This is a genomic window from Pseudomonas sp. WT-JTC (assembly GCF_056711565.1).
Window position 1 is genome coordinate 6,553,279 of sequence record NZ_CM160042.1, and the last position, 24,619, is coordinate 6,577,897.

At 58.8% G+C, this 24,619-nt stretch carries 18 protein-coding genes; 10 read left to right on the forward strand and 8 right to left on the reverse strand.

The annotated features are described in order from the left end of the window. Positions 1-39 precede the first annotated feature (39 nt). From AC06G5_RS29885 to AC06G5_RS29895, 3 genes are all read left to right on the forward strand, one after another. On the forward strand, positions 40-1,071 hold the full coding sequence (locus AC06G5_RS29885) for a histone deacetylase family protein (RefSeq protein ID WP_413423272.1): 1,032 nt from the start codon (positions 40-42) through the stop codon (positions 1,069-1,071). Between the two features lie 11 nt (positions 1,072-1,082). After that, the gene (locus AC06G5_RS29890) at positions 1,083-2,183 is read left to right on the forward strand and encodes a polyamine ABC transporter substrate-binding protein (RefSeq protein WP_413423270.1); all 1,101 of its coding nucleotides are present in this window, start codon (positions 1,083-1,085) and stop codon (positions 2,181-2,183) included. A 138-nt stretch (positions 2,184-2,321) separates the two neighbouring features. Beyond that, on the forward strand, positions 2,322-6,917 hold the full coding sequence (locus tag AC06G5_RS29895; RefSeq protein WP_413703809.1) for a dermonecrotic toxin domain-containing protein: 4,596 nt from the start codon (positions 2,322-2,324) through the stop codon (positions 6,915-6,917). Positions 6,918-6,922: 5 nt separating this feature from the next. On the opposite strand, the gene pdxR is transcribed toward AC06G5_RS29895, so the two are convergent. Then, a complete protein-coding gene (gene pdxR, locus AC06G5_RS29900) occupies positions 6,923-8,476 on the reverse strand; it encodes a MocR-like pyridoxine biosynthesis transcription factor PdxR (RefSeq protein WP_413423266.1) in 1,554 nt (517 codons plus the stop codon). A 90-nt stretch (positions 8,477-8,566) separates the two neighbouring features. Here pdxR and AC06G5_RS29905 point away from each other — a divergent pair, with 90 nt between their 5' ends. The 3 genes from AC06G5_RS29905 to AC06G5_RS29915 are packed head-to-tail and all read left to right on the forward strand — an operon-like array spanning position 8,567 to position 10,335. Beyond that, positions 8,567-9,190 (forward strand): FMN-binding negative transcriptional regulator, encoded by a 624-nt coding sequence (locus tag AC06G5_RS29905; RefSeq protein ID WP_413423264.1) that lies wholly within the window; start codon positions 8,567-8,569, stop codon positions 9,188-9,190. A 9-nt stretch (positions 9,191-9,199) separates the two neighbouring features. Then, positions 9,200-9,646 carry a GNAT family N-acetyltransferase gene (locus AC06G5_RS29910; RefSeq protein ID WP_413423262.1) on the forward strand — a complete coding sequence of 149 codons (447 nt, stop codon included), beginning with the start codon at positions 9,200-9,202 and terminating at the stop codon, positions 9,644-9,646. Between the two features lie 17 nt (positions 9,647-9,663). After that, positions 9,664-10,335 carry a GNAT family N-acetyltransferase gene (locus AC06G5_RS29915; RefSeq protein ID WP_413423260.1) on the forward strand — a complete coding sequence of 224 codons (672 nt, stop codon included), beginning with the start codon at positions 9,664-9,666 and terminating at the stop codon, positions 10,333-10,335. A gap of 73 nt (positions 10,336-10,408) precedes the next feature. Here AC06G5_RS29915 and AC06G5_RS29920 read toward each other — a convergent pair whose 3' ends face one another. The 4 genes from AC06G5_RS29920 to AC06G5_RS29935 form a co-directional block, all read right to left on the reverse strand. Beyond that, entirely contained in the window at positions 10,409-10,687 is a 279-nt protein-coding gene (locus AC06G5_RS29920) for a helix-turn-helix domain-containing protein (protein ID WP_085716166.1), read from the reverse strand. Beyond that, positions 10,684-12,036, reverse strand: coding sequence for a HipA domain-containing protein (locus tag AC06G5_RS29925; protein ID WP_413703808.1), 1,353 nt, complete (start codon positions 12,034-12,036; stop codon positions 10,684-10,686). Before AC06G5_RS29925 ends, AC06G5_RS29920 begins: the two co-directional genes overlap by 4 nt. 287 nt (positions 12,037-12,323) lie before the next feature. Continuing rightward, on the reverse strand, positions 12,324-14,132 hold the full coding sequence (oadA, locus tag AC06G5_RS29930; protein WP_413428441.1) for a sodium-extruding oxaloacetate decarboxylase subunit alpha: 1,809 nt from the start codon (positions 14,130-14,132) through the stop codon (positions 12,324-12,326). Positions 14,133-14,143: 11 nt separating this feature from the next. Continuing rightward, entirely contained in the window at positions 14,144-15,559 is a 1,416-nt protein-coding gene (locus AC06G5_RS29935) for an acetyl-CoA carboxylase biotin carboxylase subunit (RefSeq protein ID WP_007971702.1), read from the reverse strand. A 190-nt stretch (positions 15,560-15,749) separates the two neighbouring features. Between AC06G5_RS29935 and AC06G5_RS29940 the strand changes: the two genes are divergently transcribed. Continuing rightward, positions 15,750-16,712, forward strand: coding sequence for a LysR family transcriptional regulator (locus AC06G5_RS29940; protein WP_008018315.1), 963 nt, complete (start codon positions 15,750-15,752; stop codon positions 16,710-16,712). On the opposite strand, the gene AC06G5_RS29945 is transcribed toward AC06G5_RS29940, so the two are convergent. Both AC06G5_RS29945 and hexR read right to left on the reverse strand, forming a co-directional pair. After that, positions 16,654-16,863 (reverse strand): PA3496 family putative envelope integrity protein, encoded by a 210-nt coding sequence (locus AC06G5_RS29945; protein WP_008018316.1) that lies wholly within the window; start codon positions 16,861-16,863, stop codon positions 16,654-16,656. The two genes, AC06G5_RS29940 and AC06G5_RS29945, sit on opposite strands and share 59 nt — an antisense overlap. 219 nt (positions 16,864-17,082) lie before the next feature. Then, entirely contained in the window at positions 17,083-17,949 is an 867-nt protein-coding gene (gene hexR, locus AC06G5_RS29950) for a transcriptional regulator HexR (protein WP_007954250.1), read from the reverse strand. Positions 17,950-18,288: 339 nt separating this feature from the next. Between hexR and AC06G5_RS29955 the strand changes: the two genes are divergently transcribed. Then, a complete protein-coding gene (locus tag AC06G5_RS29955; RefSeq protein WP_413428440.1) occupies positions 18,289-18,603 on the forward strand; it encodes a hypothetical protein in 315 nt (104 codons plus the stop codon). A gap of 53 nt (positions 18,604-18,656) precedes the next feature. Here the strand turns inward: AC06G5_RS29955 and AC06G5_RS29960 are convergent, their stop codons facing one another. Beyond that, complete coding sequence (locus tag AC06G5_RS29960) at positions 18,657-21,527, reverse strand: putative bifunctional diguanylate cyclase/phosphodiesterase (RefSeq protein WP_413428439.1); 2,871 nt, start codon at positions 21,525-21,527, stop codon at positions 18,657-18,659. A gap of 257 nt (positions 21,528-21,784) precedes the next feature. On the opposite strand from AC06G5_RS29960, the gene uvrD reads away from it, so the two are divergent. Together uvrD and AC06G5_RS29970 are read left to right on the forward strand one after the other, a co-directional pair. Beyond that, positions 21,785-23,968 carry a DNA helicase II gene (gene uvrD, locus AC06G5_RS29965; protein ID WP_095964375.1) on the forward strand — a complete coding sequence of 728 codons (2,184 nt, stop codon included), beginning with the start codon at positions 21,785-21,787 and terminating at the stop codon, positions 23,966-23,968. Between the two features lie 155 nt (positions 23,969-24,123). Continuing rightward, a complete protein-coding gene (locus AC06G5_RS29970) occupies positions 24,124-24,564 on the forward strand; it encodes an EamA family transporter (RefSeq protein ID WP_007989639.1) in 441 nt (146 codons plus the stop codon). The last annotated feature ends 55 nt before the right edge of the window (positions 24,565-24,619 follow it).

Genomic DNA, 24,619 nt, shown 5'->3' on the forward strand with positions numbered 1-24,619 from the left:
AGACTGTGTTTAACCGAATCAGCCTGCGGAGAACAAGAAATGCTGACGATCTACTCGGATGATCACCACCTGCACCACGGCCGTTGTGAATTGATCGATGGCCAGCTCAAGCCCTGCTTCGAGATGCCATCGCGTGCCGACCACGTCCTGGCTCGGGTGCAAAAGCAGAAACTCGGTCCTGTCGAAACGCCGAAGGATTTTGGCCTCGGGCCCATCGAGCGCATCCACAGCCGCGACTTCCTCGACTTTTTCAAAGGCGCCTGGGCCCGTTGGACCGAATTCAACACCGACGGTGACTTGCTGCCTTACACCTGGCCAGCGCGCACCCTGCGCCGCGTCAAGCCCACCAGCTTGCATGGCGAACTCGGTTACTACAGCTTCGACGGCGGCGCCCCAATCACCGCGGGCACCTGGCAGGCGGCGTACAGCGCAGCGCAAGTGGCGCTGACCGCCCAGGCGGAAATCCAGCGCGGCGCCCGCAGTGCCTTCGCCCTGTGCCGTCCACCGGGACACCACGCCGCCAGCGATTTGATGGGCGGTTATTGCTACCTCAACAACGCCGCCATCGCAGCCCAGGCGTTCCTTGATCAAGGCCATAAAAAGGTCGCAATCCTCGACGTCGACTATCACCACGGCAACGGCACCCAGTCGATTTTCTACGAGCGCAGCGATGTGCTGTTCACCTCGATCCACGGTCACCCGGAAGCCGAGTTTCCGTTCTTCCTCGGCTATGAAGACGAGCTGGGCGAAGGTGCCGGCGAAGGCTTCAACTTCAACTATCCGCTGGCCGCAGGATCGGGCTGGGACACCTGGAGCGCGGCGCTGGAGCAGGCCTGCAAGGAGATCGACAACTACGGTGCCGACATCATCGTCGTGTCCCTGGGCGTCGACACCTTCAAGGACGATCCGATCTCGCAATTCAAGCTCGACAGCCCGGACTACCTGGCCATGGGCAAGCGCATTGCGGCGCTCGGTAAACCGACGCTGTTCGTGATGGAAGGCGGCTATGCGGTGGAAGAAATCGGCATCAACGCCGTGAACGTACTTGAAGGCTTTGAAAGCGCTCAGTGAGGAAAACAACAATGAACAGACTCAAGCGCTTTATCGCTCCCGCGCTGTGCGCCACGCTGCTCGGTGGTGCCGTGCACGCTGAAGAACGCACGCTGCGCGTTTACAACTGGTTCGACTACATCACCCCCAAGGCCCTGGAAGATTTCAAGGCGCAGAACGCCCAGACCAAACTGGTCTACGACATCTTCGATACCAATGAAGCCCTCGAAGCCAAGCTGCTGACCGGCAACTCCGGCTACGACGTGGTGGTGCCGTCCAACGTGTTCCTCGCCAAGCAGATCGAAGCCGGCGTGTTCCAGCCATTGGATCGCAGCAAGCTACCGAACTGGAATCACCTCGATCCAAAGCTCATGAAGCTGATCGAGGCCAACGACCCTGGCAACAAGTTCGCCGTGCCCTACATGTACGGCACCATCCTGATCGGCTTCAACCCGGCCAAGATCAAGGCGGTGCTCGGCGACAACGCCCCGGTGGACAGCTGGGACCTGATCTTCAAGGAAGAGAACATCAGCAAGCTCAAGCAGTGCGGCGTCGCCCTGCTCGACTCGCCGTCGGAGATCCTGCCGCTGGCCCTGCAACACCTGGGCCTGGACCCCAACAGCAAAAAGCCTGCGGACTACGACAAGGCTGAAGCGCTGTTGATGAAGATTCGCCCATATGTCACCTACTTCCACTCCTCCAAGTACATGGCCGACATCGCCAACGGCGACATTTGCGTGGCGGTCGGTTACTCCGGCAGCTTCTCCCAGGCCGCCAACCGCGCCAAGGAAGCCAAGAACGGCGTGGTCGTCGACATGCGCCTGCCCAAGGAAGGCGCGCCGATCTGGTTCGACATGCTCTCCATCCCGAAGGGCGCGAAGAACCCGGAAGACGCCTACACCTTCATCAACTATCTGCTGCAACCCCAGGTGATCGCGCCGGTCAGCGACTTCGTCGGTTACCCGAACCCGAACAAGGACGCCACGGAGCTGGTCGATCCGGCGATCCGCAATAACCCGAACCTGTACCCGACCGAAGCGGCGATGGGCACGCTCTACACCCTGCAACCGCTGCCGCGCGATGCCGAACGCGCGCGGACCCGGGCCTGGACCAAGATCAAGTCCGGGACCTGACACAGACGTTGAAAATGAAGACCCGCCATCGCGCGGGTCTTTTTTTGCCTGCGATATTTATCTACCACCTGGGGCGACGGGCAGCTGGGTACTTTCGCCAGGACCGGCAACTGCTGCCTTCTCCAACAGGACTCCCCAATGAGTGAAAATACCGCTACACCTGCCAACCGCCAGCCACCGGCTCTTTTGAATAAAAGCCTTCTGGTAGACCTGACCAGCGGTGGCCCGCCCCTGCAAGAAGCTGTTGTTCAATTCTTGCAAAAAGCTCTGGAAAAACGGTTTCCCGAACAAAAGATCGACCCTCACACTGCTCTGCTGGCATCACCGCTGTGGCGAGAGCGGGGTGATGATCTCATTAGCGTGCGCAACCTCTTCGAAAGCCTGCCCCACTTACTGGTTCGCATGGCACTGACGGCAACCTCGGCCGACCTGATCGAAGGTGAGCATTTCCTGACCCAGACCCCTCATGCCAGCGACCCCATTCACCTCCCCGTCAGCATGGACGCACTCACCCATCTGCTCAATGAACTTGCCCCTTCGGTGTTCATGGCCTTCGCACAAAGCCAGCTGGATTACTGGAACGGATCCGTGGACCGGATACCTCGCTGGCAAATGCTCTCCGATGCCCTCAAAGACGCGCTCAACGTCCAGTCAGCCAGCGGCTGGGACGCTGACCAATGCACACTGGCGCGGCTTGTTTCGCAATATCCCGACAAGGATTCCCGCCTGGTCGATGACAGCGGGCTGTCTGGTGTTCGTGCCTGCCTGATTGATTTCGATCTCGACTTTGTGATGGCCGAAAGCAGCAGTTCCCGGCATTTGATGCTCTCGGGCGCTCTGGTGTTGAGCGCAAAACGGGGCAGCCGCGATCTGCTGCTGATGTACACCATCAGCGGTGGCTATGAAGCGTTTGAGTCCATGGCGCAATTGGGTGCCGTGCTCCCCGAACGGATCGATCTCGATGTCAGGGGCCAGACCTTGAGGTGGAGGCTCTACGAGCCCGAGGGAAACATTTTCGATGCCATGGTCTGGGCAATGGTGGGCTATCAGATCGACGTCATCGATGCACTGGACCCCACAAGCCGTTCACCACTGGCCGGCATCCCCTATAGGCAGAATACAGACGCCATCGCCAACACCGGGGACAACGCACGAATCAAACAAATGGTAGACGCCCTTCCCGAATGGCTTATGACGGGTTCGCTGAACGATATCCAGGCTTACAGCGATTACCTGACTGAACTGGGTACCCTGCGAGACGCAACCGACCGTGACGCCTTCGACGCCAAGGATATTCCGCCTATTCAAACGTATGCCCTGCAGCAAATGCAGGCCGCCATCGTTGCCGATCGAATGGGCAGCGACACCCACAACCTGCGCCTGGATGACGTTCGCATTACCCTCTTTCCTGCCTACGAAACCAACCTCATTACGGCGCCGGATCCATTTCACCGTAGCGTCGAAACCCTGGCCGAATTCGCCCTGCACAACGCTCAGCCTTACCTCGCGACGGTGACCTATAGCGACGGAACAGCCGTGCCCGACTGGATGACCGACACATACCTGACGCGAATGGCCAACAAAACCGACGCTGGTCAAACCTATCCCCAACTGGTCAAGCGCACACTGATCGACGACCCGGAGCAGGCCCGGCGCCACAGGATCCGCTACTGTCGGCAACTGCCGTTGCTCCTGCCCTTACTGGCGCTGGAATACAAACTCAAGCGCCAGGGCGGGGTCGATGAGATCGGCTATCGCCAGGTCTGCCAACTGATGGCTGCGATCAAAAGCAATTCGCCAGCCGCTCTATGGCCGATTCAGATCCGTCCATTGGCTTTCGTGCCTCATTTTCGTCTGGGTACCACGCCGGATACTGTCGCCAACATGTACATCATCGGCCCGCGCGACAGGCGCAGTGGCCCGTGCCTGCTTTACCGCCCCTTGCTGGCCCTGCCACTGCTGCAGTTTCCCTCCGAGCAGAACATGTTGTACGCGTTTTACCAACCGGGTGAGTTACGTGATTCGATACTGGCCTGGTTGCCGACTTCAGACCTGAGCCTGGAATACGCCAAGTATGTATTTCCCAGCGGGATTCCTTCGCTCTGGACCCTTGTCGACATGGCCACCGAGCCGCTTGCACACCTCGACCTGAGTGCTGGTGTGGAACTGACGAATACCCCTCTGAGCGGCGATATTCCTGCGACCTTGTTCGCCCATAACAGCGAGGCCATGATCGAACTCGCCGACCGCCAATCCACCTCCAATGCCGAGCGGCGCTGGGCACTGCTGGTCGAAACCGGCTGGGCGATTTTCAGTGTCGCGTCGAACTTCTTCAGCGGCCCGGCAGCCGCCGCCGTTTGGGTCTGGCAAATTATCGATCAGATCCAGAAGGTTCGAGACGCCCATGAACACGGCGACCAGGTCGACGAATTGACGTCGGCCGGCGACCTCCTGCTGACCCTCGGCATTCTGCTCACCCATCGGATCGCCACTCGACGCATACGACCTTCAAGCATACTCGATAAAGTCCCCGAGCCAGGAAGCCAGCTCATGGGTGAGCCGCCGCTGATCAACCCTGCCGCAAAAAAGGCTGTATCGGTCACGCAGGACCCGACCCCGCTCAGCGGTCAACAGCTCAACACCCACTCTTCGGCTCTGGTACCCGCCACCGCCACCCTCGGCCGCCTCAACGCAAAGGCAGCATTTTTAAAGAACATCGATAGCTTCCAGGTGCCGGCGCCCTCTTTGCACGGTGACGCTCAGGCCAATGCCGAACACCTCTATGAATTCTCGGGAAAGCTGTATGCACAGGTCGGCGCGCGATGGTTTCAAGTCAGTGCCGAAACCGATGCACCGATTTTCATCGTCGATCCGAACGACCCGACGCGCTCCGGCTTTTGCGTGCAATACGACGAAAGCGCGGGACGCTGGCATTGGGACCTCAAGTTGCGCCTGCGCGGCGGCGGTCCGACAGGTCGCATCGAGGCTCTGCGTCGCGCAAAACTTGCGCAAAAGGATGAGGCATGGACCGCGTTGAAATCATTCTTCAGCCGGGAAGCCACTCTCAAAGCCAGCGTGGATGAGGCTCTGAACGCCATGGAGAGCAATGAGGTCTCAGCCCCCGACTCCGAAGAATCCATCGCTTCCTACACGGAAAAGACCAATGAACTGGCCAACGTCTATGGCCAGGCGTTGCAAGACCTTGAAAAGTGGCGCATCGCAGGTGGCAACGGCGTGGTGTATCAATCGCAACTGATGCGCCTGACCATTGAGCAGCATCGCTTTCTCAATGGATGGATGCGAATGAAGTTGCTCGCGTACGCGAAAATCGTCACTCCCCTGCTCAACCAGGCAGAAGGTTCAGAGGGAATGCCACGTGCCGAGCAGGTGCTGGCCGCGGAAAAAGCCATCGGAGTGAGCAACGAAATCATTGACCGCCTCGACCGACTGCAGGTTTCTCTGGACAGGTTGACGAACCACAGCGGCATCACCCGCAAAGTTGCCATCGACCTGTCGAAACTGAGCCCGTCTCTCTCGCGTTTCGACCTGGAGGCCAATGAAGTCAGTATGTCCAGTGAGCTCTGCCTGCGTGACAGGGCGGGTAGCGACATCAGTGAGGTACGCCGGCAGGTCGAAGACATTTTCGATAATGCAGCCGAAGCCGCCCACGCTCTGGCTGAACGGCGCAGTGCTACACCGCCCAACATCGATCAGCTCACCCATCTGGTCGATCGACTGGCCGATTGCGAAAAACGCCTGCAAGTACTCTTCGCCACTTCGTCTGATGACCTGGAATCAGGACGATTCATACGGGTACAGCAGTTGGTCACGCAGTTCCACCAAACAGCGCGTAACCGTTTGCTCAGCTTGCTGCCGGAGCCTGATGAGGTCCCGGTCGCAGCGATGGCCAGGCTCGAAACCGGCCCTTCCACTTCGAGAGCCATTGGCAAGGTGAGCAAGGCTCGGCCACGCGTCCAGGAAACGAAAAAGGCGCCGTCAACGGACATGGAGGCCAGCGCAGAAATCCCCATCGTCGACAGGACCAGCGGTCGTCCAGTGAAACCGGCTGTACGGGATGACGCCAGCATCGTGGCCAACGGATTGAGCCTGAGTGTAGATATCAACGAGTTCATCCGCCGTATACGCGCAGACGCCGAACGCCCTTCGCGCGTTCCGGCGGACATGAAAGACCTGTTCGATCAACAGGCGGCACGTCTCGAACAGGCTGCCAACGAAGTTGATAACGTTTTGGCTCGTAAAAGAAACGAGTTTCCGGTGGCTAATCTCGGCCTTGAATTGAGAGAGGGCGCCGCGAAAGCCAGACGCGAAGGTATCGCCGTATACGGTGGCATGCTCATGAAGCGCAAACCCCGGGAAACCTACCTGAAATGGTTACAGGAACACGAGCTGCTTGAGATCATCAAAGACCCGCGCGGGCGCATCAGGACCAAACAACGCAAGGACTACTTTCAGGAATACAAAATCCACGACCGGGCGCGCAATAAGCCATTGTGGGTAGCGCACTTTCACTACGACAGACTGACCGATCCTGATGAAGGGTTCACGGCCGCGCACCTCAAGTTTGCCGATGAGTATTTGCGCGAACTGCCAGTCACGTCCCGTCAGGAACTGGAAGTCTTCGATGCGGTGGACAACGCACTGCGCCGAATCGTAGATCCACAGGTGCGGGATCTGTTTCTGCAACCCGAACCGAAGATGCCGCCTGCACAGTAAAAAGTTCAGTCGCGCCAGACCTTGCTCAACCGTGTCAGAGCCGCTTTTATCGCCGGCTCTGGCACGGCAGCAAAACCGAGAACCAGACCGGCTCGCTGATCCAGCGGAGTCTGCGAATCGGGTAACCAATAGCTGCTCAATCCATTGACTTCAACGCCGACGGTTTCGGCCCTTTCGATCAGCTCGCGCTCGCGTGCAACGCTGCTCACCGGGACTGTCAGGTGCAATCCGGCCATGACATTGGGCAGATTGCCGACACCCTCGATGTTTGTCGGCCAATGCGTCAGCAGGCAGTTGCGCCGACTCAACGCGGCACGGCGCATACGCCGGATGTGCCGCTGAAAATGCCCGGCAGCCATGAACTCGGCCATTACCGCCTGAGTGCTCACTTCCGAATGCCGCACATCCACTGCGCGCCTTTGCGCGAACGCATTCACCAAACCTGGCGGCAACACCAGGTAACCCAGACGCAATGCCGGAAACGCGACCTTGCCGAACGTCCCCACATACAACACCCGCCCGTGCCGATCGAGTGCCGCCAAGGGTGCCAGCGGCGCGCCGCTGTATCGATACTCGCCGTCGTAATCGTCCTCGACGATCCAGCCTTGGGTACGCTCGGCCCAGGCCAGCAACTCCAGACGTCGCGCCAGGCTCATGACCACACCGGTGGGATACTGATGCGATGGTGTTACGTATGTCAGGCGGCAATCACTGAGCTGCGTCAGTTCGCCACAATTGATGCCCTCACTATCGACCGCGACCCCGTGCAAGCACGCCCCTGCTACGGCAAACGCATGACCCGCCGCACGGTAGCCCGGATTTTCGATCGCCACGCCGTCGCCCGGCTCCACCAGCAGCTGTGCACAAAGGCTGATCCCCTGCTGTGCACCACTGGTGATCACAATTTGCTCAGCCGTGCACTGCATACCCCGCGAACTGCGCAAGTACGCGGCGATCATCCCGCGCAGGCGCGCATCGCCCGCCGGATCGCCATAACACAGCTGCTGCAGATCCGGTTTGCGCCAGAAAGCCGCATTCAGCTTGGCCCAGACCTCAAACGGAAACAGGTCGAAGGCCGGAACACCGACCCGAAATGCCCGGGGCGGACCGCTTGGCGGCAGTGCCAAATGGTTCTTTTCAACCCGCCCCAATGCACCGCTGTGGATAACTTTGCTGGATGAATCCACAGGTAAATCCAGCCAATTTGTGGATAAGGTTGTGGGTAAGCCTGTTGACAACCCTGTGGATACTTTTGTGGATAGTTTTTTTGCCGGTAATGCACTTTGCGGCAATTGGGCGACATAAGTCCCGTCGCCCACCCGTCCCTCGATGAAGCCTTCCGCATACAGCTGATCGTAGGCACGGACCACACTGTTGCGGGAAATCGCCAATGCCGCCGCCAGGTCACGACTGGCCGGCAGACGCATGCCACTGGCGAGCCGACCGTCGAGCACGCGGATGCGCAGCGCCTGATAGAGCTGGCGGCTCAGCCCCAGACGGCGATCAAGTTCAATCCCCGCAGGATTGAACGACATGGACAGCGGCTGAGAATCCGACATGGCAATGGACCTATGAAATTGGTCATTAATGGCTCTTACAACAGACCAATAGCCTGCCTAGGATGCAGGCATTCGCCAAGGAAAATTTCCATGTACACGCCACGCGCCTTTGCCATTGATGACTTGTCCCAATTACACGAATTGATCCTCGCTACTCGCCTCGCCATATTGGTGACTCACGGCGAGCACGGCTTGCAAGCCAGCCACGTACCGGTGTTGCTCCATCGCGAACAGGGTCCGAACGGCACGCTGTACGGGCATCTGGCCAAGGCCAATCCGCAGTGGAAAGACCTGCGCGACGGTGCTGAAGCCCTGCTGATTTTCTCCGGTGCCGATGCCTACGTCAGCCCTGGCTTTTATCCGAGCAAGGCCGAGCACGGAAAAGTCGTGCCGACATGGAACTACGTCGCCGTCCACGCCTATGGCCGCGCCGAAACATTCAGCGATGGCGGACGGCTGCTCGACATCGTTAGCACCCTCACCGATCGCCATGAGGCCGGCCGCGCCCAGCCATGGAAAGTCGCCGACGCCCCCGCCGACTACATCGACGGCATGCTCAAGGCCATCGTCGGTTTTGCCTTGCCGATCCAGCGCCTGGAAGGAAAACGCAAGCTCAGCCAGAACCGTAGCCCCGCAGACATTGCCGGCGTGCGCGAGGGGCTGAGTGCCAGCCCTGATGTGCACGATCAGGCCCTCGCCCACTTGATGCGTTAAGGAATGAACATGAGTCAGATCGAGATCCGCCAGGTCAGCGCCGACGACTACGCCGCGTGGCTGCCGCTATGGCAGGCCTACCTGCGCTTCTACAATACGGAACTGCCTGAAGCGGTCACCCAAAGTACCTGGCAGCGCATGCTCGACCCGAGCGAGACGACTCATGCAGCCCTCGCCTGGGCCGACGGCAAAGCGGTGGGCATGGTGCATTTCATCTACCATCGTTCGAACTGGAGCATCGAAAACTCCTGCTACCTGCAAGACTTGCTGGTGGCACCCGAAACCCGTGGCACCGGTGTCGGTCGCCAGTTGATCGAATTCGTCTACACCACCGCCAAGGCCGATGGTTGCTGCAAGGTCCATTGGCTGACCCACGAAACCAACGCCACTGCGATCCGGCTCTACGAGCGCATCGCCGAACGTCCCGGTTTCATCCAGTTTCGTAAAGCCATTTAAGGTTCAAGGAGAACAACATGTCGACTTCACTCAGCGACTGGAAAGGCGTCCCGGCCCCCACGGTACAAACCCTCGAAGGGCGTTTCATCCGCCTGGAAAAACTCGACCCGGCGCGCCATGGCGATGACCTGTTCAAAGCCCTGCAAGGCCCCGGCGCCGACCCGAAACTCTGGGACTACTTGCCCTACGGGCCGTTCCCGGAGCGCAGCGCGTTCAACGATTGGCTGAATAACCATGCGGCCAATAGTGACCCCTACTTCTTCAGCGTGATCGACCGTAGCAGTGGTGAAGTGCAAGGCATCCTCAGCCTGATGTCGATCGTCCCGTCCCAGGGCCGCATCGAAATCGGCCACGTCACCTTCGGCGCGCCGATGCAGCGTTCGCCGAAAAGCACCGAAGCGATTTATCTGCTGGCCAGGGAATCCTTCGCCCTCGGCTACCGTCGCCTGGAATGGAAGTGCAACAACGGCAACGCCCGCTCCAAATACGCGGCTGAGCGACTGGGCTTCAGTTTCGAAGGGGTGTTCCGCCAGCACATGGTGGTCAAGGGGCAAAATCGGGATACGGCGTGGTATTCGATTCTGGACTCGGAATGGCCGGCGATTGAGGCGGGGTTTGAGCGCTGGCTGAGCGATGAGAACCAGAGTGATTCGGGACAGGTAAAAACGCTTTCCGAGTGCCGCGGCTAATCAATTGAGGATCAGCAACACCTGATCTCTGTAGGAGCCGGCAAGCCGGCGCCTACAAATGATCGGTGCTGATTCAGCTGATATCACGTCGAACGCGTACCACTCCCATCTTCAATCCAAACGGGCGGAATACTGCATTAAGTGACTTCAGCGTCTGATTTCCTTCCCCATGCTCGATATGCACCAAAGTGCGAACCGAGATTTTGCACATCTTGGCAAATTGAGTCTGATGCAGGCCGGTCACTTCCACTCGCAGGCGCCGGACGGCTTCGCCTATTTCAATCGAGCCTTGGGTGAGTCCTTCTTGAATGTTTTCTATGAGCACCGTGCGCTCGGCAACGGTCATGCTCATTTCAGATCCCACTCTTTCAAACGTTGCTCCAGATTTTTCAATGCAATGCGCGGGTGATTCATCGTCGTGGCGGGCAATCCACTGGCGGTCAAAATATCGGGAAGTGCCACCAAACGTTGTGCCTCCTCCCGCAAGCGCTCGAAAGAGTCTGGCGCGTCAGCCAACGCTGCCAATGGATCTTCCGGATCAGCGATATTCGCCAATGCTCGACAGACTCCGCGCCAATCGACTTCGCCTGCCCTCTCCAACTCTTTTGGCCACTTGGTCGTGCGGGTCACACCTTCGTCATCCATCACCATTGGCGCCAAATCATAAATCGGCGCCAAACGAAACGAGTCCATATCCCGGATAATTGCGGTGTTGCGGCCATGGTTATCCGAGTTACCGAGGATTTTGTTGAGCAGATCCCGACGCAGGTAATCGGCAACAAGATCCGGAATCCGATCCGCCTGCCCTACTTCGCGCCAGAGCCCGGCAAGCATGCGGATAACCTCCATGTGGTTCATCGCACTTCCAGGCTTGGTGACATTCGCCAGCGAATAAATCGACTCTACCGCCAAACGCTCTACACCCTGGACTGTTACCTGACGATCAAAACGCTGCATCCACAAGCTGGGTTTGGTCGCTTCCTCTAACGCCAATCCTTCCTCAACGACTGTTTCGATACCCAGCGCCTGGAGAGCTTTGTAGTAGTGGTATTCGCTTCGCAGGATATCTTGATCAGTCTGGTTACCTTTATTGCGGGCAAACTTCACAAACCAATGTTGGGTGACATCCCGGTCTTCCAGCACTGCGTCCGGATACAAGAGGCCGGTCTTGTTTTCGGCCAACAAAAGCTTCGGTGCCTCACCTCCGGCGCCTGTCGCACCGCCAATCGCAGCGCCCAGCTCATAGGCGTATTCGAGAAAACGGTTGTCTCGACTGATGACATCCTGACGCTCAAACCCAATAGGCTCACGCTCATCAACCGCCTCGGCAGATTCTTTGATTCGCATGTTGCCGATAGGTGCCGGTGTACTCCTGCCCAACAGGTAAAGGTCGGCACTGATGTCAGCGGGTTTGTCTTGCCCTACGCGTGCGAGAAGAAATCGTTTTGCAGCTCCGGCAGGTGCAATGTCATGCACGAATGCTGGCGCGTTGGATCGCCGACCTTCCCAATCCAATGGGATTCTTGCACTCACAGCCTTGGAGAACGGGGATCCGATGGCTTCATGGTTATCGACGAGATAACCCGTTTCGTAACCAAAATTGCACCGGCTTTCGAAACCCTTTTCAGGGTTATCAAAGCTCAAGACCATAGCGTCGGACCATTCACCCGCCGTAAAAATCTGCAATGTCAGGTTGTACATGCTTTTCCACCTGCATTTAAATGCACTTTTTGAAGAGCTCCACCAAGTATAAACGCAATATAATGCATCAGAGGCAAATCAACAGCATTGCCATACGCAATAAAATGCACACGAAAGGTAATCCCCTGCCGTAAAACTGCAAAATAATGCAGTTTTAGCAGTGACGCTTAGGTGCTGTCGGGAAGACATCAGAAAAAATGCGCGCTTCCAGGAAAGGAGTTGCAGGCATAAAAAAAGGGGAGCACATGCCCCCCCGAGGTTTAAAGCGTTGAATCGAGGCTGTTAACTCAGCCTTCGATCTCGATCAGGATTTCACCCGGATTGACCCGGTCGCCCTTGGCCACGTGAATGGCGGTGACTTTGCCGGCGATGGCGGCCTGGACTTCGGTTTCCATCTTCATCGCTTCGGTGATCAGCACGGCCTGGCCTGCCTTGACGGTGTCACCTTCCTTGACCAGCACATCGACGATGTTGCCTGGCATGGTGGTGCTGACATGGCCTGGTGCGCTGGCCTGCTTGCGCTTGCTGCTGCCGCCGCCGACGAACTCGTTGAGCGGCTCGAACACCACCTCTTCCGGCATGCCGTCGATGGACAGGTAGAAGTGACGCTTGCCTTCGGACTTGACGCCAACACCGGTGATATCGACGCGGTAGGTTTCGCCGTGAACGTCGATGACGAACTCGGTCGGCACGCCTTCGCCGCCTGCCGAAGCCACCTTGCCGGCTTCCGGAATCGGCAACAGCACTTCAGGTGTCAGGGTTCCAGCCGCACGCTCTTCGAGGAACTTGCGGCCGATGTCCGGGAACATGGCGTAGGTCAGCACGTCTTCTTCAGACTTGGCCAGTGCACCGATATCGGCGCGCAGCTTGGCCATTTCCGGCTTGAGCAGGTCGGCCGGGCGAACGTCGATAACCTCTTCGCTGCCGATGGCCTGGCGACGCAGCTTCTCGTTCACCGTGCCCGGCGCCTTGCCGTAGCCACCTTGCAGGTAGAGCTTCACTTCGTTGGTGATGGTCTTGTAGCGCTCGCCGGCCAGCACGTTGAAGAACGCCTGGGTGCCGACGATCTGCGACGTCGGGGTCACCAGCGGCGGGAAGCCGAGGTCTTCGCGAACCCGCGGAATCTCGGCCAGCACTTCGCTCATGCGGTTGAGGGCGCCCTGCTCTTTCAACTGGTTGGCCAGGTTGGAAATCATCCCGCCCGGTACCTGGTTGACTTGGACACGGGTGTCGACGGCAGTGAATTCGCTTTCGAACTGGTGGTACTTCTTGCGCACGGCGTAGAAATACAGACCGATCTCTTGCAGCAGCTCCAGGTTCAGGCCGGTGTCGAACTCGCTGCCTTTAAGGGCGGCGACCATCGACTCGGTACCCGGGTGGCTGGTGCCCCAGGCGAAGCTGGAGATCGCGGTGTCGATGTGGTCGGCGCCGTTTTCGATAGCCTTCATCTGGCACATTGCAGCCAGACCAGCGGTGTCATGGGAGTGGATGAACACGGGCAGCGATTGCTCGGCTTTCAGTGCCTTGACCAGTTCACCGGTGGCGTACGGGGTCAGCAGGCCAGCCATGTCCTTGATCGCCACCGAGTCGCAACCCATGGCTTCCATTTGCTTGGCCTGGTTCACGAAGGCCTCGATGGTGTGCACCGGGCTGGTGGTGTAGGCGATGGTGCCTTGGGCGTGTTTGCCCGCCGCTTTCACCGCTTCGATGGCCACGCGCAGGTTACGCACGTCGTTCATGGCGTCGAAAATGCGGAACACGTCGATACCGTTGACTGCAGCCTTGGCAACGAAGGCTTTGACCACGTCGTCGCTGTAGTGGCGGTAGCCCAGCAGGTTCTGGCCACGCAGGAGCATTTGCAGACGGGTGTTAGGCAGCGCGGCGCGCAATTGGCGCAGACGCTCCCACGGGTCTTCTTTCAGGAAGCGTACGCAGGCGTCGAACGTCGCGCCGCCCCAGCACTCCAGCGACCAGTAGCCGACTTTGTCGAGCTTGTCGCAGATCGGCAGCATGTCTTCGGTGCGCATGCGGGTCGCGAGCAGCGATTGGTGGGCGTCGCGCAGGATCGTGTCGGTAACGTGGATTTGCTTGCTCATTGTTCTATTCCTCACAGGCCTGCGTGGGCGGCGATGGCGGCGGCGATGGCCAGGGCCAGCTCTTCGGGTTTGCGCTTGATCGAGTAGTTGGTCAGTTCAGGGTGGCTTTCAACAAAGCTGGTGTTGAACTGGCCGCTACGGAATTCCGGATTGCGGAGGATTTCCTGGTAATACGCGGCGGTGGTCTTGACCCCTTGCAGACGCATGTCGTCGAGGGCGCGCAAGCCACGGTCCATCGCCTCTTCCCAGGTCAGCGCCCACACCACCAGTTTCAGGCACATGGAATCGTAGAACGGTGGAATGGTGTAACCGGTGTAGATCGCCGTGTCGGTACGCACGCCAGGACCGCCGGGCGCGTAATAACGGGTGATCTTGCCGAAGCTCGGCAGGAAATTGTTTTTCGGGTCTTCGGCGTTGATCCGGAATTGCAGCGCGAAACCGCGGTGCTGGATGTCTTCCTGTTTCACCGAAAGCGGCAGGCCGGAGGCGATGCGGATCTGCTCACGGACAATGTCGATGCCGGTGATTTCTTCGGTGATGGTGTGTTCCACCTGCACCCGGGTGTTCATCTCCATGAAGTACACCTCGCCCTCGGCGAGCAGGAACTCCACGGTGCCGGCATTCTCGTAGCCCACGGCCTTGGCTGCGCGTACCGACAGGTCGCCGATGTAGGCGCGCTGTTCCGGGGTCAGTTGCGGGCTCGGGGCGATCTCGATCAGCTTCTGGTTGCGGCGCTGGATCGAGCAGTCACGCTCGAACAGGTGCACCACGTTGCCGAAGCTGTCACCGAGAATCTGCGCTTCGATGTGTTTCGGATTGACGATGCATTTTTCCAGGAACACTTCCGCCGAACCGAACGCCTTGGTGGCTTCGGAAATCACTCGCGGGAAAGCCTGTTCGAGTTCTTCACGGCTGTTGCAACGACGAATGCCGCGACCGCCGCCACCGGAGGTAGCCTTGAGCATCACCGGGTAACCGATGCGGTCGCCTTCGGTCAGGGCTTCTTCGATGCCCGACACGTTGCCTTCGGTGCCCGGGGTGACCGGCACGCCGGCCTTGATCATGCTGCGGCGCGCTTCAGTCTTGTCGCCCATGCGGCGAATGACTTCCGCCGACGGGCCGATGAATTTGATACCGCGCTCAGCGCAGATCTCCGCCAGTTCGGCGTTTTCCGAAAGGAATCCGTAACCGGGATGCAATGCATCGCAGCCGGTTTCCACGGCCAGGTTCACCAGCTTGCGCGGGTTCAGGTAACCGGCCAAGGGCTCGGCACCAATACTGTGGGCCTCGTCCGCACGCTTCACATGCAAGGCATGACGGTCGGCGTCGGAATAGATCGCGACCGAGCGAATGCCCATTTCGGCGCAGGCACGCACGATTCGTACGGCAATCTCACCACGGTTGGCGATCAGGATCTTTGTTATCACTTGGAAATTCCCTTGAGCCGGTGGTACCCACGACCTGCTAGACCAGGTCGACGCGTGACCAAATGTTTCAATTTGGTCGCAGGTCCACACTAGCGCCCACAAGGGATTAACAAAAATGAATAATTATTGGGTCGCGCATAAGTAAAGACTTATAGTTGATTCTCCAGCCAGCGGCGAGAGTGACCAGATAATGCGTAAGTCATTGATGCGTATGACTTTACGGCAATTGCAGATCTTCAACGAGGTCTGTGATTTGCGGTCGTACAGTCGCGCGGCCGAGGAAATGTCGCTCACACAACCTGCCGTCAGCCTGCAGATTCGTCAACTTGAAGAGCTGATTGGCCAGCCTTTGTTCGATTACGTCGGCAAAAAACTCTACATGACCGAAGCGGCTGAAGCGTTACAGCGGGCCAGCCGGGATATTTTCGGACGCCTGGAAAACCTCGACATGCAGTTGTCGGACATGCAGGGCTCGCTGCAGGGGCAACTGAAACTGGCGGTGGAATCCAGCGCCAAATATTTCGTGCCGCACTTGTTTGCCGCCTTCAAACGCCAACACCCGGAGGTGAACCTGCAACTGACGGTGGTCAATCGCGGCCAGGTTATTCGGCGTTTGTCGGACAACCGCGACGACCTGGTGATCATGTCCATGGTGCCTCAGGACATGGGCCTGGAATTCCTGCCGTTCCTGAACAACCCGATCGTCGCCGTGGCGCCACCGGATCACCCGCTGTGTCATATGGGGCCGCTGCGCCTGCAGGATCTCGAGCCCTACACACTGCTGTTGCGTGAGCCAGGCTCCGGGACGCGGCTGGCGTGCGAAGAATACTTCAAAGAGAAACGCGTGCACTTCAACCAGACCCAGGAAGTCTCGTCTGCCGAAGCCCAGCGTGAATGTGTACTGGCAGGCCTGGGCGTTGCGCTGTTGACGCGCCACGCCCTGAACCTTGAGCTGGCAACCGGTGGGCTGATCGAGCTACCCGTCGAAGAGCTGCCACTGTTTCGCAGTTGGTGCCTGGTGCAGGCCAAGGCGAAACGCCTGTCACCGGTGGCTCACGCCTTCCTGGCATTTATCCGTAGTGAACGGATTCAAATCAGCGCGCTGGTTGAGCGTTTCGACGGGAAGTCGAGGGAGTTGCCTGCCAGAAGTTGAGTTCCAACTCCGGAAAATCGCCAATTTCGGCCAGAAGCTGACGGCGTTCGCAGCGATCTTCAATGGCGCGACGGAATTCCATGCGGCGCTGATCTTCTTGCTGACGACGGGTTTTGACAGCGCTGTTGCGTTCTTCGTAAGGCATGGCCATTTCGAGTCTCCCAAGGCGAGTACGGGAGTTTCAAGATAGGCGCCGAGGATGACGGTTTGGCGGCTCGGGCGTTACAGACTGATGAAACGTGCGGCGTATTCGAGGACGCCTTCGCGAGCAAGCCCGCTCCCACATTTGACCGTATCCATCTGGCAGAACTCGGTCGAATGTGGGAGCGGGCTTGCTCGCGAATAAGGTCGGAACGACCTTACGACGACATCAGTCGTCCAGCGCTTTCACCGACTTGGGCGACAACCGCAAGCTGCGCAGGCTGCGCTTGACGCTCTTGAGGTGGTTGACCAGGCTCGGACCACGCGCCATGGCCACGCCCATTGCCAGCACGTCGATCACCACCAGGTGGGCGATACGCGACGTCAGCGGCGTATAGATTTCAGTGTCTTCATGCACATCGATCGCCAGATTGACCGTCGACAGCTCGGCCAATGGTGTCTGGCTCGGGCACAAGGTGATCAGCGAAGCACCGCTTTCGCGCACCAGGTTGGCGGTGATCAGCAGGTCCTTGGAGCGCCCGGACTGGGAAATGCAGATCGCCACGTCGGTTGGCTTGAGCGTCACGGCCGACATCGCCTGCATGTGCGGGTCAGAATACGCCGCTGCCGTCAGCAGCAAGCGGAAGAACTTGTGCTGGGCGTCCGCTGCGACCGCACCGGAGGCGCCGAAGCCATAGAACTCGACACGCTGGGCCTGGGACATGAGCGTCACGGCCCTCTGCAATTCCAGCGGATCGAGTTTCTCGCGAACCTCCATCAACGTATGCAGGGTGGTGTCGAAGATTTTCAGGCTGTAGTCGGCGACCGAATCATCCTCATGGATCGCAAACTGGCCGAAACTCGCACCTGCCGCCAGGCTCTGGGCCAGCTTCAGCTTCAGGTCCTGAAAGCCGGAACAACCGATGGCACGGCAAAAACGCACGATGGTCGGCTCACTGATGCCCACGCTGTGGGCCAGGTCGGCCATGGAGCTGTGCATCACGGCCGCAGGATCAAGCAGCACATGGTCGGCGACCTTGAGCTCCGACTTGCGTAACAGGTGGCGAGACTGGGCGATGTGTTGCAGCAGATTCAAAGGGCTGGACTCTTTGTTATTGGCAGGTGCCGGGGATGTAGCACGCTTGTAGTTATACTACATGAATCGGCTTTTTGCCTGCTCAATGCGTAACCGGATCCCTCGATTTCAGGTGCCCGCGCCTCATGTAGCACTCGCGCTCGACGCTCAGGCGCACCATCGCGACATCACTGGACGGGCAGCGCCCCCACCATTAATGCTTGCATATCGATATTCAGATGATAAATACCGGAACACACAACCTTACAAAGCCAAACTAAAAAACTTATCGCTCGCAACTTCAGATGGATATATTAATTCGGCAGGAAGCAATATAACTAATTACTGGAGTTACAAACCATGAGTATTAAAACCAAAGACTGGACCGCACAAATCGACCGAATGCCTGGGAGCCAGTCTTTCCGCGTCAATGGCACCGTAACCGTTGCCGATCCCCGCGTTATACCAAAACTGGAACTCAGCGATATTCAGGATAAGTCCTTTGATCTGCGACTGGATCTGGTACTTGCAATACCTCAGGATATTACACTGCATGTCTTAACTGACAAATTCATCGAATATAAAACAATGGGAGACTCTAACGTCAGTGGCGTTAGTATCTTCTACGAAGGAGAGTTGCTGCACCATATCGATGAAGTCATGATTTCCAGCTAAGTACACATCGACTTCCCGTCGGCTCTGGAAAACAACCGGCGGGAAGCACCTTTTCAATCCATGGATTGTTCGCGCAGCAGCGCCGCAAGCCCATCCGCCTCGACCGGCCGGCTGATGAGATAGCCTTGCACCTCGTCACAGAGCTCATTCTTGAGAAACTCAAGCTGCTCGCGTCGTTCGACCCCTTCCGCCACGACCTTCAACGACAAGCCGTGTGCCATGGCAATGATTGCCCGGGTAATCGCCGCGTCTTCAGTGCCCTCACCCAATCCGCGGATAAACGCCTGGTCGATCTTCACGTAATCCACCGGAATCCGCTTGAGGTAACTCAGGGACGAATACCCCGTGCCGAAATCATCGATGGCCAGCTTCACCCCTAGATCTCGCAATTGCTGGAAAGTAGCGATGATATGTTCGACGCTGTCGAGCAACTGGCTTTCAGTGAGTTCCAGCTCCAGGAGGTGCGGTGCCAGCGCGGTTTCCTCCAGGACCTGTCGCACCAGACTGACCAGCTTGCCTTGGCGCAACTGGTGTACCGACAAATTGACCGACACCCGGATCGGCTCAAGCCCCTGCCGCTGCCACTCACAGGCTTGCCAGCAGGCCTGACGCAACACGAACTCACCGATCGGGCCGATCAATCCAGTCTCTTCAGCCAGGCCGATGAAATCCCCCGGCGGCACACGGCCCATGGTCGGATGATCCCAGCGCACCAAGGCTTCGGCGGCATTGAGCTTGCCCGTGGCAAGGCACAGCTTGGGTTGGTAAAACACCTTCAGCTGTTGCTCTTCGACGGCCTTGCGCAAATGGTTTTCCAGCTGCAAGCGCTCCAGCGTGCTGGCTTGCAGACTGTCGGTGTAAAACTGGAAGTTATTACCACCCAGGTGTTTGGCGTGTTGCATGGCCATGTTCGACTGACTGACCAATGCAGATATTTCCCGGGCGCTGTCCGGCAACAGGCTGATACCCATCGACGCACTGACCACCAGCTCATGGCCGTCGATGGTGACGGGCAAACGCAACTTGCTCGCCAGACGAGTCGCCACCCGGGCCAGGCTCGAAAGGTTGCCATAGGAATTGAACAGCACGGCAAATTCGTCACCGGAAAGGCGCGCGATGGTGTCTGCCTCAGGCAATGCATTCACCAGTCGCCGGGCCATTTTCTGCAATAACTGGTCGGCGACTTCATGCCCAAGGCTGTCGTTGAGTTGCTTGAACCGATCGAGATTGATGTGCAGCAACGCCAGGCTGCGATAACCGCCCTGTCGCACTCGTTGGTGAGCCTCGCTGAGTCGTTCGCGGAACATCGAGCGGTTGGCCAGACCGGTAAGTTCGTCGTAATGGGTCAGATAGCGCATCCGCTCTTCGGATTCCCGGCGGGCGGAGAGATCAGCGAAGAAGCCCACAATATGGCTGACATTTCCCCGGGTATCGCGCACAGCATTCAGTTGCAGCCATTGCGGATACATCTCGCCGTTCTTGCGGGTTTCCACCAATTCGCCCTGCCAGCTGCCTTGCTGTTCCAGCGCCTGATGTATTGCGGCGTAATGCCGACGCGCATCGCGGCTGCAGGGCAACTCAACGACATTGCGGCCGATCATGTCTTCGATGTCATAGCCGGTCACTCGACTGAAGGCTTGATTGACCGCGATCAGGGCGTAGTTCGGATCGAAAATCACGATCCCTTCGCTGGCCGCCTCGAAAACGGTCGCCGCCAGTTGCCGCTGTTCTTCCAGGCCTTTGCTGACGCTGATGTCGCGGCGAGTGCCAACCATGCGAATCACCCGGCCGTTTTTGGCGCGCTCGACCGCCCGCCCACGGTCCTCGATCCAGACCCAGTGGCCGTCGCCATGCCGTACGCGATACTCGATCTGATAGTCCTCGGTGCGGCCCTTCATATGCTCGACCAGCGCCCTTTTCAGCGCAGGAAGATCCTCGGGATGCAGGCGCGGCTTGAGGTGACGCAGTAATGCGGTGACCTGCTCCGGCTCCAGGCCGAACAATTCCTGAATCTGCGTGTGATGGACTTCGTCGGTTTGCAGATTCCAGTCCCACAACCCCAACTCGCTGGCCTTCAATGCCAGCGCCAGACGCGCCTCACTCTTGCTCAGCGCCTGGTTGGCAGCGTCCAGCTCCAGGCTGCGCTGAGCGACACGGTTTTCCAGGTCGATCTGAATCTCCCGCAACTCGTCCTCGGCCCGTCGGCGCTGTTCGATCTCCTTGGCCAGCTTCTGATTGAGCTGATCACTGCAGCTTTGCGCCTGCTGCAAATGCTCGATCAGTGCCTGATTCTGAAAGCGTCGCATCAAGCCCCGATCGATCAATCGATTGACCTGCCAGGCAACCACGCTCAATGCACCGAGCAGAATCAGCCCGAACCAGCCCCAACCTTGCTGCTGCTCGCCCCCCCCAAAAAACATATAGGCGATGGCCGGCAACAGGCAGGGCAAGGTAAAAGACAGAAAGGCCGGCAAACTGACCGCATAAGCCACGCTGGCCGAAAGCGCTGCGGCGCCGATGAGGCCGAAGACCCAGGCTTGCTGAATGAAGTTGTCGGCGGGAGCCAGGGCGATGCCGGCACCGGCCAGGGTCAGGCCGGTGAGGCCGGAGCCCAGCCAGAACATCCTTCGCCAAATGGGATGGGCCTGTCGATTGGGAATTGCCGAGTCGAAGGCTGCGACCTGAATCACCCGTAATGCCACCAGTGACAACAACCACACCAGCCAGACACTGACCAGGAAGTAGCGCTGCGGACTCCAGAGCAAACCGGCGCAGACCAGGCCATTGATCAGCATGAACAACGTGGGCAGCAGCGAGCCCTGATACAACAGGCGCGTGCGTTCGACCGCCATTTCCATGGCGTACTGTTTACGGATCTCCCGGGGTTCCACAATGGGGCCCGACAGGTCGAAGCTGAGGGTCATAGGCGATGTTCTTGTTCTTATAATGATGAGCATGAGCCCGAAACTGCTCGGAGCATACACAAGCAATTGCCCGGACCAAACTGCTGCTGATCAATAAATCGCCAAATTTTTCAGTCGCCGACGCCCCCTGAAAACGCTGAAGACTCGCCCCGCCAACGCCTGCAGCCGATGACCGACCGGTCGTCCTTCGCATAACTTTCATCGGCTAAAGCGAAGCGGAGTTTGCCCGGTGTGTCGCGTCCCCCTAGAATGCCCTGATGCGCGATGATCTCTCCCTTCTGCTGAACTCCCTCAACGATGCCCAACGCCAGGCCGTAGCGGCCCCCGTGGGTCGTCAGTTGGTCCTGGCCGGTGCTGGTTCCGGTAAAACCCGAGTGCTGGTGCACCGTATCGCCTGGCTGATCCAGGTCGAAAACGCCTCGCCCCACTCCATCCTGTCGGTGACCTTCACCAACAAGGCTGCTGCCGAGATGCGCCAGCGCATCGAGCAGTTGATGGGTATCAACCCGGCCGGCATGTGGGTCGGCACCTTCCACGGCCTGGCGCACCGCTTGTTGCGGGCGCACTGGCAGGAAGCGGGCTTAAGCCAGACTTTCCAGATTCTCGACAGCGACGACCAGCAACGGCTGGTCAAGCGGGTGATCCGCGAGCTCGGCCTGGATGAGCAACGCTGGCCGGCCCGTCAGGCCCAGTGGTTCATCAACGGGCAGAAAGACGAAGGCCTGCGTCCGCAACACATTCAAGCCAGCGGTGACCTGTTCCTGGCGACCATGCGCGGCATCTATGAAGCCTACGAGGCCGCCTGCCTGCGTGCGGGTGTCATCGACTTCTCCGAATTGCTGCTGCGCGCCCTCGATCTGTGGCGCGATCACCCAGGCCTGCTCGCTCACTATCAAAAGCGCTTCCGGCACATCCTGGTGGACGAGTTCCAGGACACCAACGCCGTGCAGTACGCCTGGTTGCGCCTGCTGGCCAAGGGTGGCGACAGCCTGATGGTGGTGGGCGACGACGACCAGTCGATCTACGGCTGGCGCGGCGCGAAAATCGAGAACATCTACCAGTACTCCGAAGACTTCCCGGACGCCGAAACCATTCGCCTGGAGCAAAACTATCGCTCCACCGCCGGCATCCTGAAGGCAGCCAACGCCTTGATCGCCAACAACACCGGGCGCCTGGGCAAGGAGCTGTGGACAGACGGCGGCGACGGCGAAGCGATCAACCTGTACGCCGCCTTCAACGAACACGACGAAGCACGCTACGTTGTCGAAACCATCGAAAGCGCGCTGAAAACCGGCTTGTCTCGCAGCGATATCGCGATTCTGTACCGCTCCAACGCCCAGTCGCGGGTTCTGGAAGAGGCCTTGCTGCGCGAGCGCATTCCCTACCGTATCTATGGCGGTCAGCGCTTCTTCGAACGCGCCGAAATCAAGAACGCCATGGCTTACCTGCGGTTACTTGAAGGACGGGGCAACGACGCGGCACTGGAACGGGTCATCAACGTGCCAGCCCGCGGCATCGGCGAGAAAACCGTCGAAGCGATCCGCGACCATGCGCGCCACAGCGACGTGTCGATGTGGGAAGCGATGCGCCAACTGGTAGCCAACAAAGGCCTGACCGGTCGTGCAGCCGGTGCCCTCGGCGCGTTTATCGAGCTGATCGAGAACCTCGCTGCCAAGTGCATGGAAATGCCGCTGCATCTGATGACCCAGACCGTCATCGAGCAGTCGGGGCTGATCGCCTATCACGAAGCGGAAAAAGGCGAGAAAGGCCAGGCCCGGGTAGAAAACCTTGAGGAACTGGTCAGCGCCGCGCGCAACTTCGAAAACAGCGAAGAAGACGAAGACCTGACGCCGCTCGCGGCCTTCCTCGGTCATGCGTCGCTGGAAGCCGGCGACACCCAGGCCGACGAGCACGAAGACAGTATTCAATTGATGACCCTGCACAGCGCCAAGGGCCTGGAATTCCCTTACGTGTTCCTGGTGGGCATGGAGGAAGGCCTGTTCCCGCACAAGATGAGCCTGGAAGAACCCGGCCGCCTTGAGGAAGAGCGTCGTCTGGCCTATGTCGGCATCACTCGGGCCATGCAGAATCTGGTGATGACCTACGCCGAAACCCGCCGCCTGTATGGCAGCGAGACCTACAACAAGGTGTCGCGCTTCGTACGCGAAGTTCCGAAAGGCCTGATCCAGGAAGTGCGGTTGTCCAATAGCGTCAGCCGTCCGTTCGGTGGCAACCAGTCGATGAGTGGCAGCAACCTGTTCAGCGGCAGCGAGATTCCGCAGACCGGCTTCAGCCTGGGCCAGACTGTGCGCCACTCGATATTCGGTGACGGCGTGATCCTCAACTTCGAAGGCGCCGGGGCCCAGGCCCGGGTACAGGTGAACTTCAGCGAAGGCAGCAAGTGGCTGATGCTGGGTTATGCCAAGCTGGAAGCGATCTAAAGCTCGCAGAAGGATCAATGTGGGAGCGGGCTTGCTCGCGAATACGGTGGGTCAGTCTCTATTGAGGTTGCCTGACACTCCGCTTTCGCGAGCAAGCCCGCTCCCACAAGGTTCTGTGTAGTCTCCAGTTTCATGTAAGCAATCAAGGAACCGTCATGGGCTCGGGCTTTTTTTCTTCCTGGACATTCTGGGCCCTGTTATCCGCGGCTTTCGCGGCGATGACCGCCATTTTCGCGAAAGTCGGCATCGAAAACGTCAATTCCGACTTCGCCACCCTGCTGCGTACGATCGTGGTATTGGTCAGCCTGGCCTTGATTTTGTACGCCACGGGCCAATATCAGTCATTGGGATCGATCTCTGCGAAGAGTTATCTGTTCCTGTTGTTGTCGGGCCTGGCCACCGGGGCGTCGTGGATCTGCTATTTCCGCGCACTCAAGGTCGGTCCGGCCTCACTGGTCGCTCCAGTGGACAAACTCAGCGTGGTGCTGGTCGCCATACTGGGCGTGGTTCTGCTGGGAGAAAAACTCGACCTGCGCCAATGGGGCGGAATCGGTCTGATCACGGCCGGGGTCGTCATGCTGGCCCTACGACGCTAGGCGAACGTCCTACAAAACTTTTCCACTCATCTGACATATCAAAATCAAAAGGCCT